This is a genomic window from Streptococcus sp. LYSM12, assembly GCF_004569635.1.
In the GTDB taxonomy this organism is placed as follows: domain Bacteria; phylum Bacillota; class Bacilli; order Lactobacillales; family Streptococcaceae; genus Streptococcus.
Map to the genome: position 1 here is coordinate 18,045 of NZ_SPOZ01000026.1, position 15,594 is coordinate 33,638.

Consider the following 15,594-nt stretch of genomic DNA (forward strand, 5'->3'; position numbering starts at 1 on the left):
CCAATGAAATTGGTATCTAAAGGTATGCTATACTTTTAGAGCTAGCTAACGCTAGAACAGCTGCGCCCCTTTTTTACACGGCTCTTGGTTCGTGTTGAATGATCAGATACAAGGAGTACAATGTTTAAGAAACTCCCCGTTGGATAGTTTCTTTCGTGTCTGTAAAGTAGAATCAGTAGATCCTTTTGATGTGTGAAGAATGTCAAAAGGATTTTTATCTTCCCTGAGTTTTTTATTTGACCTTTTTTGACTATTTAAGTATAATAATTTCAATATTGAAAAGGAGAACACTATGATTCCTGTAGTTATTGAACAAACTAGCCGTGGGGAACGCTCGTACGATATCTACTCACGTCTTTTAAAAGATCGTATTATTATGTTAACAGGTCCTGTTGAGGACAATATGGCCAATTCTGTTATTGCTCAGTTGCTCTTCCTTGATGCTCAAGATCCGACCAAGGATATTTATCTCTATGTCAATACTCCTGGTGGCTCTGTTTCAGCAGGTCTTGCGATTGTGGATACGATGAATTTTATTAAGGCAGATGTGCAAACCATTGTCATGGGAATGGCAGCCAGCATGGGGACTGTCATTGCTTCAAGTGGTGCTAAAGGCAAACGCTTTATGTTGCCGCATGCAGAATATATGATTCACCAACCAATGGGCGGTACTGGTGGCGGTACCCAACAAACGGATATGGCTATTGCTGCGGAACACTTGCTCAAGACCCGTAATACCCTTGAAAAGATCCTTGCGGATAATTCAGGAAAGAGTGTCAAGCAAATTCACAAAGACGCTGAGCGCGATTACTGGATGAGTGCCAAAGAAACTCTTGATTATGGCTTTATTGACCAAATTATGGAAAACAATCAGTTGAAATAAGATACAAGCCCGTAAAGAACTCAAAGCGAAAATAGGAAATTTGACGCAGAAACATTGGTTTCTAGGAAAATTTATCTTTTTCGCACAGAGTTTAGGGCGCGTTCAATTCCAACAAGATACAAGCCCGTAAAGAACTCAAAGCGAAAATAGGCGGCCGAACAGAAGCGGAACGCTTCGTAGTGAGACCCCGACGAGGCTAGCTAGGCTAGTCCCAAACGGAAGTGTAGGGAATTGCCAGCTAGCTACCGGCAAGCGACTGAACAGCAAGTTGCTTGCAAGTTTGTCGAGAGTTCCCTACCAGGCTAGCTAGGCTAGTCCCAAACGGAAGTGTAGGGAATTGCCAGCTAGCTACCGGCAAGCGGCCGAACAGCAGTTGCTTGCAAGTTCGTTGAGAGCCCCCCGCGAGGCTAGCTAGGCTAGTCACATATGAAATGCAGAGGGGAGCCAGCTAGCTACCGCTTAGATTGGCACATAAAGCTAGCTCTGTATCCGTAAGCAGATACAATTTGCAAGGGCTTCGGTATTTGTAAGGTGGGTAGGGTTGTGACAGTGAATTTGGAGGCAGGAGGTGCTTGTTCAGTTTTGGCAGTAATCCAGTGAAAGATAAGATGCTGTTCTCTCGAGTTTTTTTCTGTATCAAATACGTTATTTTTTGATATAATGGGAAAGAAGAGAAATGGAAGAGGAACAGTATGTCATTTGAAAAACAAGAACGGATTAGTCTGACAGTCTATCTGCACTACAATCGGGATGCGAGAAAATTAAACCAATACGGGGATATCATTTACCATTCCCGCCGATTGCGCTATTTGTTGTTGTACGTCAATCGGGAAAATGTAGATAGCTTGATAGCAAGCTTAAAAAAAGAAAAGTTTGTGAAGAAAGTAATTCCGTCTTATTTGAAGGAACTGGATACCAATTTTGTTGGGATTTTATGGCGTGAGGAAGAGAAAAATAGTATTTAAATTCTTTTTCTTTTTTTGTTGACAATTTTCTGATAATTCAGTATATTAGATACATCGCAAAAATTAAGAACGTTTTAAGGAGCTTTTATGAAAACAACTAAATTCAAACTAGCATTGGTGAGCTTTGCTTCTGTGGCCTTTCTTTCGGCCTGCGGAAATGTGTCAAGCACAAATACATCGGCTACTGGTACAGAATTAGGAGACACGATTAAAATCGGTTATAACTTGGAATTGTCAGGTGCCGTTTCATCTTATGGTCAAACAGAAAAAAATGGTGCAGACCTTGCGGTGAAAGAAATCAATGCTGCAGGTGGTGTAGACGGTAAAAAGATTGAAGTCATTGTAAAAGACAATAAATCAGAAACAGCTGAAGCAGCAACAATCGCAACGAGTCTTGCAAGCGAAGGCGCAAATATCATCATCGGACCTGCTACATCAGCTGCGTCAGGTGCATCCATTGCCAATGTAACATCAGCAGGGGTACCAATGATTAGTCCTTCAGGAACGCAAACCGACCTCGTTGTAAACAGCGAAGGAAAAGTTCAAGATTTCTTCTTCCGGGCAACCTTTACAGATGGATACCAAGGTGAAATCATGGCAGAATATGCTACTAAAACCTTGAATGCTAAGAAAGTTGTGCTTTACTATGACAACTCTTCAGACTACGGGAAAGGTATTGCAGAATCATTCCAAAATGCCTACAAGGGTGAGATTGTTTCAACTATTACATTTGCTTCAGGAGATAAAGACTTCCAAGCAGCCCTTACAAAATTAAAAGGACTTGACTTTGATGCGCTGATTATGCCAGGTTACTATAATGAAACTGGTACCATCGTAAAACAGGCGCGTGGTCTTGGAATTGATGCACCAATCCTTGGATCTGATGGTTTTGACTCACCATTGTTTGCAGAACTTGCAACAGCTTCAGCAGCAAATAAAGTGTATTATCTATCTGCCTTTGTGCCATCAGCAAGTGACCGTGCAAAAGCTTTCCATGAAGCTTATACAAAAGCATATGGCGACGAACCGTCAATGTTCTCAGCCCTTGCTTACGATGCCATTTATATGGCGGCAGAAGCCTCTAAAGGTACGAAAAACTCTGTAGAGGTGAAAGATAAATTGGTTACTTTGAAAGATTTTGAAGGTGTGACTGGGGATATGTCTATTGACAAAGATCACAATGTTGTAAAATCTGTTTATGTAGTGAGTTTGAAAGACGGTAAGGCAGATACTGTTGATACAGTATCGCTTACAGAGACGACTAAATAATGGTTGTTAAAGATATTTAGTCCCGACTATACGGATAAATGAAAGGAGTCTAGGACGTTAGTCCCAGACTCCATTGCCGTGTATAGCTATTTAAAGATAGCCTCGTTTCCTACTTTATTATAAGGGGATTGGCTAGAATTAATTTTTAGAAAGTTTGGTGAATGCATGCTTCAACAGCTCGTCAATGGTTTGATTCTGGGTTCTGTATATGCCTTGTTAGCACTGGGTTATACAATGGTATACGGAATTATCAAACTGATTAACTTTGCCCATGGGGATCTCTACATGATGGGAGCCTTTATGGGATATTATTTTTTAAATCAATTAACGTTTATTGCAGATGGGGGTCTTCGCTTTTTTGTAACCTTGATGTTGACTATGCTTGGTACAGCTATTTTAGGTGTTGTGATTGAATTTTTGGCCTATCGTCCCCTACGAAATTCGACCCGTATCGCAGCCTTGATAACAGCAATTGGTGTTTCGTTCTTTCTTGAATACACCATGGTGTATTTCTTCACATCAGACGTCAAACCATTTCCTCAAGTTTTAAATGTAGCAAAATTCACATGGGGCCCTGTTACAGTTGATAGTATTCAGTTAATCATCTTAAGTGTCTCTCTCTTCCTTATGGCCGCTTTGCAGCTCATCGTTAAGAAAACAAAGATGGGAAAAGCCATGCGAGCAGTATCGGTTGATAGTGATGCCGCACAACTAATGGGAATCAATGTCAATCGTACCATTAGCTTTACCTTTGCTCTTGGGTCAGCCTTAGCAGGTGCAGCTGGAGTCTTATTGGGCTTGTATTACAATCAAATTGAGCCACTGATGGGAATGACACCCGGTCTTAAAGCCTTTGTTGCGGCGGTGTTAGGTGGAATTGGGATTATTCCTGGTGCAGCGCTCGGTGGATTTGTCATCGGAGTCATTGAAACGTTCACCTATGTTGTTGGGATTGATCCTTTCCGTGATGCGATTGTGTATATTGTCTTGATTATTATTTTATTGGTGAGACCAAGTGGTATTCTTGGCAAAAATGTGAAAGAGAAGGTGTAGTCATGGCAAGAAATCTAAAAGTAAATGCAATCTGGCTTCTTGTCTTACTGGCAGGCTTTGGATTGATTCAGGGGCTTGTTGTAGCAGGTGTCTTGAACTTCTATTATATTCAGGTTGTTCAACAAATTGGCATTAACATCATCATGGCTGTTGGCTTGAACTTGATTGTTGGTTTTTCAGGTCAATTCTCGCTCGGTCATGCAGGATTTATGGCGATAGGTGCTTATTCTGTCGGCGTGCTTGGAAAAATGATGCCAACCTATGGTGGATTTGCGATTTCACTTCTCGTTGGGATGGTACTTGCAGGGACCCTTGCCCTCTTGGTTGGTCTTCCAACGCTTCGTTTAAAAGGAGATTATTTAGCGATTGCAACGCTTGGTGTGGCTGAGATTATCCGCATCTTTATCATTAATGGGGGTTCCTTAACCAACGGTGCAGCAGGTATTATGGGGATTCCTCTCTTTACCAACTGGCAGTTGGTCTATGTTTTTGTGGTGATTACGACAATTTTCACTGTGAATTTCCTGCGCAGTCCCGTAGGACGGGCAGTGATTTCTGTCCGTGAAGACGAAATTGCAGCAGAATCTGTGGGGGTTAATCCAACCAAAATGAAAGTGATTGCTTTCGTCTTTGGAGCGATGACAGCAGCTATTGCAGGAGGACTTCATGCAGGATATGTAGGAACCATTGTACCAAAAGACTTTGCCTTTATGACCTCTGTTAATATTTTGATTATTATCGTATTAGGTGGTCTTGGATCGATTACAGGTACCTTTGTAGCCGCAATTGTTCTTGGGATGTTGAATGTCTACCTCAAGAGCTATGCGAGTGTCAGCATGATTATTTATTCCCTTGCTCTTATCTTGCTTATGATTTTCCGTCCAGGTGGTCTTTTAGGAACGAAGGAATTATCTTTTGCTCGATTCTTCAAGAAGAAGGAGGACGCGAATTAATGGTACTTCTTGATGTAAAAAAATTAACGAAAAACTTTGGCGGTCTGACTGCGGTTGGTGATGTAACAATGGAATTACACGAGGGTGAATTGGTTGGTTTGATTGGACCAAATGGTGCAGGAAAGACAACCCTCTTCAATCTCTTGACAGGTGTCTATGAGCCAAGTGCGGGAACCATTACCTTGGCTGGAGTTCTTTTGAACGGAAAGGCTCCGTCTAACATTGCCTCTCTAGGATTAGGACGAACCTTTCAAAATATCCGCTTGTTTAAAGACATGACAGTCTTGGAAAATGTCTTGATTGGTTTGAGTAACCATGGGAAGAATCATGTCTTTGCAAGTTTTTTCCGCCTGCCAGCCTTTTATAAAAATGAAGTGGCTTTACGTGAAAAAGCCATTGACCTCTTGAAAATTTTTGATTTGGATAAGGATGCAGATACGCTGGCTAAAAATTTACCATATGGCCAGCAACGTCGTTTGGAAATCGTCCGTGCCTTAGCAACTGAACCAAAGATCCTCTTCCTTGATGAGCCAGCTGCAGGGATGAACCCGCAAGAAACAGCTGAATTAACGCAATTAATCCGTAAAATCAAAGATGAATTTAAGATTACGATTATGTTGATTGAACATGATATGAGCCTAGTGATGGAAGTGACAGAGCGCATCTATGTCTTGGAATACGGACGCCTTATCGCACATGGAACACCAGAGGAAATCAAGACCAACAAACGCGTAATTGAAGCATATCTTGGAGGTGAAGCCTAATGTCAATGTTAAAAGTAGAAGACTTATCCGTCCATTATGGCGTCATTGAAGCGGTGAAAAATGTATCCTTTGAAGTGAATGAAGGGGAAGTTGTCACCTTGATTGGAGCTAATGGTGCCGGAAAAACCTCAATCTTGCGGACTATTTCAGGTCTGGTGCGCCCGTCTTCTGGGAAAATTAGCTTTTTGGGAAATGAAATTCAACGTGTTCCCGCCCGTAAAATCGTGGCGGCAGGCTTATCTCAAGTCCCAGAGGGACGCCATGTCTTTGCAGGTTTGACCGTTATGGAAAATTTGGAAATGGGAGCATTTTTACGGAATAATCGTGAAGAGAACCAAGCAAATTTGAAAAAGATTTTTGCCCGTTTCCCACGTCTAGAAGAACGTAAAAATCAAGATGCAGCAACTCTTTCAGGTGGAGAACAACAGATGCTTGCCATGGGACGTGCGCTCATGAGCCAACCTAAATTATTGCTTCTTGATGAGCCATCTATGGGGCTTGCACCGATTTTTATTCAAGAAATTTTTGATATCATTCAAGATATTCAAAAACAAGGCACAACCGTTCTCTTGATTGAACAAAATGCCAATAAGGCCCTCTCTATCGCAGATCGAGGCTATGTCCTTGAAACAGGGAAAATCGTCCTTTCAGGAACAGGAACAGAACTGCTCGCCTCAGAAGAAGTCAAAAAAGCCTACCTGGGTGGTTAAAACGAGGCATATGCCTCGTTTTTTATAGCCATTTTGTTTATCTTTTATAGCCGTTTCGTTTATTTTTAGTACTAGGCAAGGAGTCGCAGGTAGTTGAAATAGTTGATAACTATTTCAAGTGACAGATAAGAAAAGTGTAACTTTTCTCAATGGTACAGCAAGACGAGTGAACGAAGTAATAAAAGATAAACGAAATGGCTATATGACTTTGTTCGCTCACTTTGCCGTACTCTCGGACAGCCTATCGCTTGTTGCCTCGTACTAAAAGGCAACCTAAAGACTATACGTTGGAAATGAGGATTTGTGCTAGCAACTCCTCCCTTTGTTGGCATGTCTGAGGAACGTTTTCAGGTCAGCAAGAGGAAACCCTGTTGAGTATTTTTCCTCTTGTAAGCAAGTTATGCCCTGTTTTAGGTTATCCATAAGAAATGGCACAAGTGTTTTTCCTTGCGAATTAGTGGACCTTTTAAGTTGGAAATGAGAGCTAGCCTAGAGCTAGTTTTTTTGTTTATTCCTATCCGTCAGACATCAAAATCTGATGTCGTTCGCTCACCTTGCTGAATTTCAGTTCTAGCTTGGGTTTAGAGGAGGCTGAATAAAAGTTTCCTCTCCACTTCTCAGACTAAGTATCAACCTCTCAGCTTAGTAGCTGATGGCTTCAATGGCTTTCATACCGTTGAATGTTGGAGAGGAAAGCCTGTTCTTTTTTGTTTCAAGGGGAACAGGTTAAAAATTTCTACTGGAGCTTTTCGCTCCTATTTGTTTCCTTTCACGCTCCCAACCTACTCTCATCAGCTGTGTGGGAGTGAAACGACCTATTTTCAGACCGTTTCAGCTTGAACCCAAAATGTAAGAAGTGAAGAAGAACCGAACGCTACCTGTCGCGTTCTCTCCTACTCCCTATTTCCAAGCATTTACATTCTTCATTGTGAGAGGTAGTCAGATATTGATTTTGCTTTTGAGTATCAGTTTAACAGTTTTTTATCTGGAGATGTAATCCTACTTTATTCGTTGTGCCAATCCATTTTTCTTCTTTTTTCATCAACTTGTTTCTCTTTGGAACGAGGTGAAAGAATGGATGACAAATGCTGTGAAATCAGCTGTCTTCGTAATGGACGAGCACGACAGATAACCCTTTCTAAAAATAAGCGTCTGACGGGGCAGGAGCTAAAAGCTTCTAGCTCTAATGGACTAGAGATGAAGTTTTCTTCAAGAATAAAAGATCGTTAGAGAAAGGACTATTTTGACCTATACCCAAAGACAAGAAAGCAAGGTCAAATCAAGGGAGGAAACCTAAAAAAGTGAGGGGATTTATCAGTCAGCTTAGAAACTAGAAAACCAAGTCAGTTTTACAAATCTTTCCTACCTTTATCCTGGTTAATCCCCTTTATTTTACTGAAAAATAGCTGGGAGTATGGTATAATAGGAAAGACAGACAAAAGGAGTACCTATGCAAGGATTACAAAAAAAATTGGTTGCTGAGTTTGGGATTGATTTTTCAGATTTAACCTTACTTGAGACAGCATTTACTCATACATCTTATGCCAATGAGCATCGTCTTCTAAAAATTTCACATAATGAGCGTCTGGAATTTTTAGGAGACGCTGTTCTGCAATTCATTATTTCTCGTTATTTATATCAGAAATATCCTCATTTTCCAGAAGGGGAGATGTCCAAGTTGCGTTCGACCTTTGTGCGGGAAGAGAGTTTGGCAGGTTTTACACGAGCTTGTGGCTTTGAGTCTTTTCTGCGTCTTGGTAAGGGAGAGGAAAAATCCGGAGGACGCAATCGGGATACGATTTTAGGAGACCTATTTGAGGCCTTTTTAGGAGCGCTCTTGCTCGATAAGGGAGTAGAAGCGGTCGAAAGGTTTCTCTATCGAGTTATGATTCCTCAACTTGAAGTTGGTAATTTTGAACGTGTAACAGATTACAAGACCCGTTTACAGGAACTGTTACAGGTGAATGGTGAAGTGATGATTCAGTATCAAGTTGCATCAGAAAATGGACCAGCTCATGATAAACTATTTGAAGTCGAAGTATTGGTAAATGGTCAAGCGATGGGGAGAGGTCAAGGTCGCTCCAAAAAGCAAGCGGAACAGGCTGCTGCAAAGAATGCAGTGGAGGCAAGAGGGTAGATATGTATCTCAAATCAATTGAAATGCAAGGATTCAAGTCCTTTGCAGATAAAACAAAGGTTGTCTTTGACCGAGGAGTGACAGCAGTTGTTGGTCCAAACGGTTCAGGCAAGTCCAATATTACAGAAAGTCTCCGTTGGGCCTTGGGGGAATCTTCTGCTAAAAGCCTCCGTGGTGGCAAGATGCCTGATGTCATTTTTGCAGGGACTGAAAGTCGCAAGGCGCTCAATTATGCTTCTGTTATTGTCACCTTGGATAATAGTACCGGCTTTATTGCAGGTCGTCAGAAAGAAATCAAGGTTGAGCGCCATATTTATCGTTCGGGTGATAGCGAGTATCTGATTGATGGGCAGAAAGTTCGCCTGCGAGATATCCATGATTTGTTTATGGATACAGGTCTTGGTCGAGATTCCTTTTCAATTATTTCCCAAGGTCGAGTTGAGGCTATCTTTAACTCCAAGCCAGAAGAACGACGTGCGATTTTTGAAGAGGCAGCTGGTGTCCTTAAATACAAGACCCGCAAGAAAGAAACAGAAAGCAAATTATCACAGGCACAGGACAATCTTGATCGATTAGAAGATATCATCTACGAATTGGATAATCAAGTCAAACCATTAGAAAAGCAAGCAGAGGTTGCTAGAAAATATTTGGGATTAGATGAGGAACGTAGAGGTTTGTATCTGAATGTTCTGGTGGCTCAGATTGATAAGGGACGTCAACTGATCCGTCAAAAAGAAGCGGATTTAGATGAGATTAAAGCAGATTTAGCCCATTATTATGAGCAACGTGATCAGTTAGAGCTTGAGAATCAGGGCTTGAAACAACAGCGCCAGCAGTTGAATGTTCAGTTAGAGCGTGAGCAGGCTGTCTTATTGGATGTGACCAAGTTGATCAGCGATTTGGAGCGAAAGATTGAAGTCCATCAACTAGAGTCCAGTCAGAATGAAACGAGCCGTCAAGAGGCGCAGGCTAGGTTGCTAGACTTAGAGGAAAAACGGGCTAAAACAAGGGAAATACTAGATACAAAGTCTGGGAACTTAATCCAGTTGCAGGAAGAATTGGCAAAATTGAAAGCAGCAATGGTGGAAAAAGAAGCAGAATTAGGTTATTTTTCAGAAGACCCAGATCAGGTACTGGATCATCTTAGAGAACAGTATGTTGCATTGCTACAGGATGAAGCAGAAGTATCCAATAGCCTTGCCAAAGTAGAGCAGGATATTACCAACCAGCATCGGTTAACAGAAAGCCAGTCCGAAGAATTAGAGCGCCTGCAGTCTGAAATGAATACCAGTCAAGCAGAATTAGATCAACTACAGGCAAGTCTAGTAGCAGCAGAGGCTAGCTTACAGGAGTTACTGCAAGCCTATCAAGACAAGCAAAAAGTCTTGGTCGACCTGGATAAGGAGTATCAAGCAAGCCAATCTAAGATGTTTGACTTGTTAGACCAGTTAAAGATGAAACGAGCGCGCCAATCTAGTTTGGAAGCAATCTTGCAGAATCATTCTAATTTTTATGCGGGGGTCAAGGCTGTCTTACAGCAAGCTGATCGAATCGGAGGAATTGTAGGAGCGGTTAGTGCGAATTTGACCTTTGATATAGAATACCAGACTGCTCTTGAAGTTGCTCTTGGTGGGGCTAGTCAGCATGTGATTGTCGAAGATGAGGCGACAGCAAAATCAGCGATTGCCTTTTTGAAGCAACATCGGCAAGGGCGGGCAACCTTTTTACCCCTAACCACGATTAAAGCGCGCCATTTAGCAGGTCATCTCTTGAGCCAATTAGAGTCATCGACAGGATTTTTGGGGCTAACGAGTGATTTGGTCACCTTTGATGCTCGCTTAGAATCTATTTTTCAAAATTTATTAGGAACGATTGCGATTTTTGATACTGTAGAAAATGCCAATCAGGCGGCGCGAGCAACTAAATTCCAAGTGCGTTTGGTGACTCTTGATGGTACCGAAATTCGTCCTGGAGGGGCTTTTGCAGGAGGAAGTAATCGCACCAATCATACAACTTTTGTTAAGCCGGAATTGGATGTGCTAGCAGAAGAAATTGCGGTTTTAAGTAAGAGATTGCAAGAACAAGAAGATTTGGTCGGTACCAAAAAAGAAGCAGCAGCGCTTATTCGTCAATCCTTGGAGGAAATGAAAGAGGCCGGTGAGGAGGCGCGTCTTGTTGAACAACGACTTCGTTTTTCTTACGAACAGTTACTAGCCAAAGTTGAGGAGTTGCAGGCCTTGTATGCTGTTAAAGCAGGTCAAGCTGGTAATAGTATTTTATCTGACTTGCAAGATTTGGCTAAAAAATATCAAGGACAGTTGGTTCACTTTACCGAGAAAAAGGTCAAGTTAACAGGACAGATTGAGGAGATGAAAACCAATCGTCATGCTATTCAGGAGCAAGTGCAGGTATTGCAGGAAAGTCTCTCAAGTCTGAAAGTCACCCAGAGCCAGTTGGCTAGTGAGGTACGGTTTGAACAGACGGATTTGACTCGTTTACAGGAAGAAGAAGCAACTATTGCGCGTGAAATAGAGCTTTTACAGATTGTCATTGACCAGAAAGTGGAAGCACAGGATGACACTAGCTTAGAGGTTTTGAATGAGCAGTTGCTAGCGGCTAAAAGCAAGCAGATAGAAACCAATCAGCTCCTTATTCGTCTTAAATTAGAACTAGAAGATATCGAGGGACAATTTGAGGATATTCAATCACGTTTAGAGCAGATGCGCTTGAAAAATGATGAATTGATTCGGAAACAAGCCAGACTTGAAGCAGACTATGAGCAAGAAGCCAGTCAATTGAGGACCTTATTGGCTAATCTGACAGAACATTATAAAATGAGTTTTGAAGAAGCACAGATGCAGGCTGAAGTCCTAGAGGACTTGTCTCGTGCAGAGCAGACCTTGAAAGAACTAGAACGAGCCATCCGCGCCTTGGGACCAGTCAATTTAGAAGCGATTGCTCAGTATGAGGAAGTCCACCAACGTCTGACTTTTTTAAATGATCAACGTGAGGATATCTTAACTGCTCGTAATCTCTTGTTGGATACCATTCATGAGATGGATGACGAGGTTAAAGAACGCTTTAAACAAACTTTTGAAGCCATTCGTGAGAGTTTTAAGCAGACTTTTAAACAGATGTTTGGCGGTGGTTCAGCAGATTTAATCTTGACCAGTCCTGATATTCTTACGGCGGGTGTAGAGATTTCAGTCCAGCCACCTGGAAAGAAAATTCAGTCCTTGAATCTGATGTCTGGTGGCGAAAAAGCTCTGTCAGCCCTAGCCCTCCTCTTTTCGATCATTCGCGTGAAGACAATTCCATTTGTGATTCTAGATGAGGTAGAAGCAGCGCTTGATGAGGCTAATGTCAAACGTTTTGGTGACTATCTCAACCGATTTGACAAGTCTAGCCAATTTATTGTGGTTACTCACCGTAAGGGGACAATGGCAGCAGCAGATGCCATGTATGGAGTAACCATGCAAGAATCAGGTGTCTCGAAGATTGTCTCTGTCAAGTTGAAAGATATAGAAAGTGAGTAGGCAGGTACAGATGATTCAAAAAATAATTGCAACCGACATGGATGGCACATTTCTCAGAGAAGATCATCAATTCAATCGAGAACGTTTTCGCCGTGTACTGAATCAATTCCATGAAAAGGGATATGTATTTGCAGCAGCAAGTGGTCGTTCTTTACTGAGTCTGCAAACTGTGTTTCAAGGCTTTGAAGACGAGATAGCTTTTATTGCTGAAAACGGATCTCTGGTATCTTATAAGGGAGAGGTTATTTTTGAAGAACAGCCGATTGAGCGTAAGGTCTATATGGATATTGTCCACAAGCTAGAAGAAGGACCATACGGTAGCAGCAGCTTTCTTGTCCTATCAGGTAGACAGGGTGCCTATCTATTAACCAGCGCAGAGCAATCCTATATTGATATGATTTCTCAATTTTACGTGAAAATTCATCTTGTCACGGATTTTTCTGAGGTAACAGAAGATATTGTTAAGATTGTGGCGACGTTTCCAGATGGCACATTAGAAGCTGGTCAAGAGTGGTTGAATGAACACTTTGATCGTGTGACAGCTGTTACGACAGGTTTTGAATCGGTTGATATTATCTTGTCAGATAGCCATAAGGCAGTCGGCCTATATAACTTGTGCGAGTACTTTGGAGTAGATGCAGAACATGTTGTCGCTTTTGGTGACAATCAAAATGACTTGGAAATGCTTGATTTTGCAGGAACTTCCCTTGCAACTAGCAATGCCAAACCAGAGGTGAAAAAGGTCGCAGACACAGTTATTGGTCACTGTAATGATGAAGCTGTTTTGGCTTATATGGAGGAAATGTTACATGAGTATTAAACTAATTGCCCTTGATTTAGACGGAACCTTGCTTACAACTGATAAGCGGATTTCAATAGAAAATAAAATGGCTCTGCAAGCAGCACGAGATAAGGGAGTGTATGTGGTCTTGACGACTGGACGCCCGCTACGAGCCATAGAACCTTTCCTAGAAGAATTAGGTCTCTTGGGCCAGGGGAATTATTCTATCACTTTCAACGGTGGCTTGGTGCAGGAAAATACGGGGTATGTGCTGGATAAGGTGGGTTTTGGCTTGGAGGAAGCACGAACGATTCGAGCAGTTACCCAACAATTAGAACTCCCTATAGCTTTATTGGTCGATGGGACAGTTTATACCTTGCCATCTGAACAGAACTCTCTCTATGCCGTCTTGAGTCCCTTGTTAGATGCGGTTGATATAAACGATACAGATTTGCCAGATATTGTCTATAATAAAGCAGTGACAGCCATCGATGCTGCTTATTTGGATGAGCGAATTCCTCAGATACCAACAGAACTGCATGATCAATTTGAAATTTTTAAATCGCGGGATATTTTGTTGGAATGGAGCCCTAAAGGGGTTCACAAGGCCAATGGGCTTGCAAAATTGATTCAGTACTTGGGAATTGATGCATCAGAAGTGATGGCCTGTGGAGATGAAGAAAATGATTTGAGCATGGTCGAATGGGCTGGCCTAGGAGTGGCTATGGCAAATGCCAATGCAAAACTAAAAGAAGTTGCTCAGGTAGTATTACCATTGACTAATGATGAGAACGGTATCGCCTGGGCGATTGAACAGTACGTAATAAGTGAGGAATAGAATGGGGCTATTTGATCGATTATTTGGACGGAAAGAAAAAGAAGAAACACCTGTTCTTGAAAAAGTTCAAGCAGGACAAGGAGCTGATACAGAAGAGCAAATTGCTAGTGATACAGAGCGGGTTCATGATGTGAGTGAAGAAGACCGAGACATGAGAGAACCTGTGGAAGCAATGCCGACGGAACTTTTGGAAGAAGTAGGAACAATAGAACAAGCTACTTCTGAAGTTGCAGAGGAAAGGTCGGACGTGCAGCAGTATCTCCAGGATTTCATGGTAGAGCATGACGGAGCTAAAGAAGTCGCTACTGTTTCAGCAAAAGGAAAAGAACAGGAGGCTAGTCAGACCAAAGATGTACAGTTAGAAGAAGTTGTTGCCTCGCAATCAGTATCTGAGAGCGAAGAAGAAAAATACCAACGGACTTTGAAGAAAACGCGGACAGGATTTAGCGCCAAACTCAATGCATTTTTTGCTAATTTCCGTTCGGTAGATGAAGACTTCTTTGAAGAATTAGAAGAATTGCTCATCATGAGTGATGTAGGTGTGCAAGTGGCTTCTAGCTTGACTGAAGCACTACGCTACGAAGCCCGCTTAGAAAATGCGAAAAAGCCGGAAATCCTGCGCCGTTTAATGATTGAAAAATTGGTTGAAATTTACGAAAAAGATGGTCAGTTCAGTGAGCAGATTGCTTTTCAAAAGGGCTTGACTGTCATGCTTTTTGTCGGTGTCAATGGTGTTGGAAAGACAACGTCCATTGGTAAACTAGCCTATCGTTATAAACAGGCAGGTAAGAAAGTCATGTTGGTTGCAGCAGATACTTTCCGTGCAGGTGCTGTCGCCCAGTTGGTCGAATGGGGGCACCGTGTCGATGTCCCTGTCGTGACAGGACCGGAAAAATCGGACCCGGCTAGCGTAGTCTTTGACGGTATGGAAAAGGCTTTGGCAGAGCAAGTGGACATTCTCATGATTGACACGGCAGGTCGTTTGCAAAACAAAGAGAATCTCATGGCTGAGTTAGAAAAGATTGGTCGTATTATCAAGCGGAGCCTACCAGATGCCCCCCATGAAACTCTGTTGGCTCTCGATGCCTCAACTGGTCAAAATGCCCTTGTACAGGCTAAGGAATTTTCGAAAATTACCCCGCTGACCGGTCTCGTTTTAACCAAGCTGGATGGTACAGCACGCGGTGGTATCGTACTTGCGATTCGCCAAGAATTGGATATTCCTGTAAAACTCATCGGATTTGGAGAGAAGATTGACGATATCGGTGAATTTCATTCCGAAGCTTTTATGAGAGGTTTATTAGAGGGTTTGGTATAAAAAGTTTACCCTAGGAGATTCTTCAACTGTTGGGAGGGTAGATAGGTTTCAACATGAGCTACGGTCAAAAGCGGCGACCTTAGGGTGTATGGTCTTTTCGTTTGCTTTCAGTACAAGGCACCGAGCTGGAGGCTGTACTAGAGTACGACAAAGTGAGTGAACGGAGGAATAAAAGATAAACGAATGCCTATATAACTGGTGTGATGCCTATCTGGTGACGAGTGCTGTCTGGTTTTCATTCGTCACAACTGAGGATTGCCAGACTTGAAAAGGGAGATAGGCTCCCATTCCAGTGAGAAGAGCTTCCCTAGGCCCGTGTTATTTCTCTCTCCCTCCTTTCAATGAGAAGCGCGGAAATTCCTTGCCTTATCCTTATAAGCTTGTTTC

12 protein-coding genes are annotated in these 15,594 nt (G+C 42.2%); all 12 read left to right on the top strand.

Going from position 1 to position 15,594, the window contains the following annotated elements; translation table 11 throughout:
* The first annotated feature begins 274 nt into the window (after positions 1-274).
* On the top strand, positions 275-883 hold the full coding sequence (locus E4T79_RS08745; RefSeq protein WP_135029541.1) for an ATP-dependent Clp protease proteolytic subunit: 609 nt from the start codon (positions 275-277) through the stop codon (positions 881-883).
* A gap of 692 nt (positions 884-1,575) precedes the next feature.
* The gene (locus E4T79_RS08750) at positions 1,576-1,848 is read left to right on the top strand and encodes a YlbG family protein (RefSeq protein WP_135029543.1); all 273 of its coding nucleotides are present in this window, start codon (positions 1,576-1,578) and stop codon (positions 1,846-1,848) included.
* 87 nt (positions 1,849-1,935) lie between these two features.
* Positions 1,936-3,117, top strand: coding sequence for an ABC transporter substrate-binding protein (locus tag E4T79_RS08755; protein WP_135029545.1), 1,182 nt, complete (start codon positions 1,936-1,938; stop codon positions 3,115-3,117).
* 165 nt (positions 3,118-3,282) lie between these two features.
* Positions 3,283-4,170 carry a branched-chain amino acid ABC transporter permease gene (locus E4T79_RS08760; protein WP_135029547.1) on the top strand — a complete coding sequence of 296 codons (888 nt, stop codon included), beginning with the start codon at positions 3,283-3,285 and terminating at the stop codon, positions 4,168-4,170.
* A gap of 2 nt (positions 4,171-4,172) precedes the next feature.
* Entirely contained in the window at positions 4,173-5,123 is a 951-nt protein-coding gene (locus E4T79_RS08765; protein WP_135029549.1) for a branched-chain amino acid ABC transporter permease, read from the top strand.
* Positions 5,123-5,887 carry an ABC transporter ATP-binding protein gene (locus tag E4T79_RS08770; RefSeq protein WP_135029551.1) on the top strand — a complete coding sequence of 255 codons (765 nt, stop codon included), beginning with the start codon at positions 5,123-5,125 and terminating at the stop codon, positions 5,885-5,887. Before E4T79_RS08765 ends, E4T79_RS08770 begins: the two co-directional genes overlap by 1 nt.
* Positions 5,887-6,597, top strand: a complete 711-nt coding sequence (locus tag E4T79_RS08775) for an ABC transporter ATP-binding protein (protein WP_135029554.1) — start codon at positions 5,887-5,889, stop codon at positions 6,595-6,597. Before E4T79_RS08770 ends, E4T79_RS08775 begins: the two co-directional genes overlap by 1 nt.
* 1,450 nt (positions 6,598-8,047) lie before the next feature.
* The gene (gene rnc / locus E4T79_RS08780; protein WP_135029556.1) at positions 8,048-8,734 is read left to right on the top strand and encodes a ribonuclease III; all 687 of its coding nucleotides are present in this window, start codon (positions 8,048-8,050) and stop codon (positions 8,732-8,734) included.
* Between the two features lie 2 nt (positions 8,735-8,736).
* On the top strand, positions 8,737-12,270 hold the full coding sequence (gene smc, locus E4T79_RS08785; RefSeq protein WP_135029558.1) for a chromosome segregation protein SMC: 3,534 nt from the start codon (positions 8,737-8,739) through the stop codon (positions 12,268-12,270).
* 13 nt (positions 12,271-12,283) lie between these two features.
* Positions 12,284-13,090 carry a Cof-type HAD-IIB family hydrolase gene (locus E4T79_RS08790; protein WP_135029566.1) on the top strand — a complete coding sequence of 269 codons (807 nt, stop codon included), beginning with the start codon at positions 12,284-12,286 and terminating at the stop codon, positions 13,088-13,090.
* Positions 13,080-13,889: a Cof-type HAD-IIB family hydrolase gene (locus E4T79_RS08795; RefSeq protein WP_135029560.1), complete on the top strand. Its 810-nt coding sequence runs from the start codon at positions 13,080-13,082 to the stop codon at positions 13,887-13,889. The genes E4T79_RS08790 and E4T79_RS08795 overlap by 11 nt, the downstream gene beginning before the upstream one ends.
* Before the next feature lies 1 nt (position 13,890).
* The gene (ftsY, locus tag E4T79_RS08800; RefSeq protein WP_135029562.1) at positions 13,891-15,207 is read left to right on the top strand and encodes a signal recognition particle-docking protein FtsY; all 1,317 of its coding nucleotides are present in this window, start codon (positions 13,891-13,893) and stop codon (positions 15,205-15,207) included.
* The last annotated feature ends 387 nt before the right edge of the window (positions 15,208-15,594 follow it).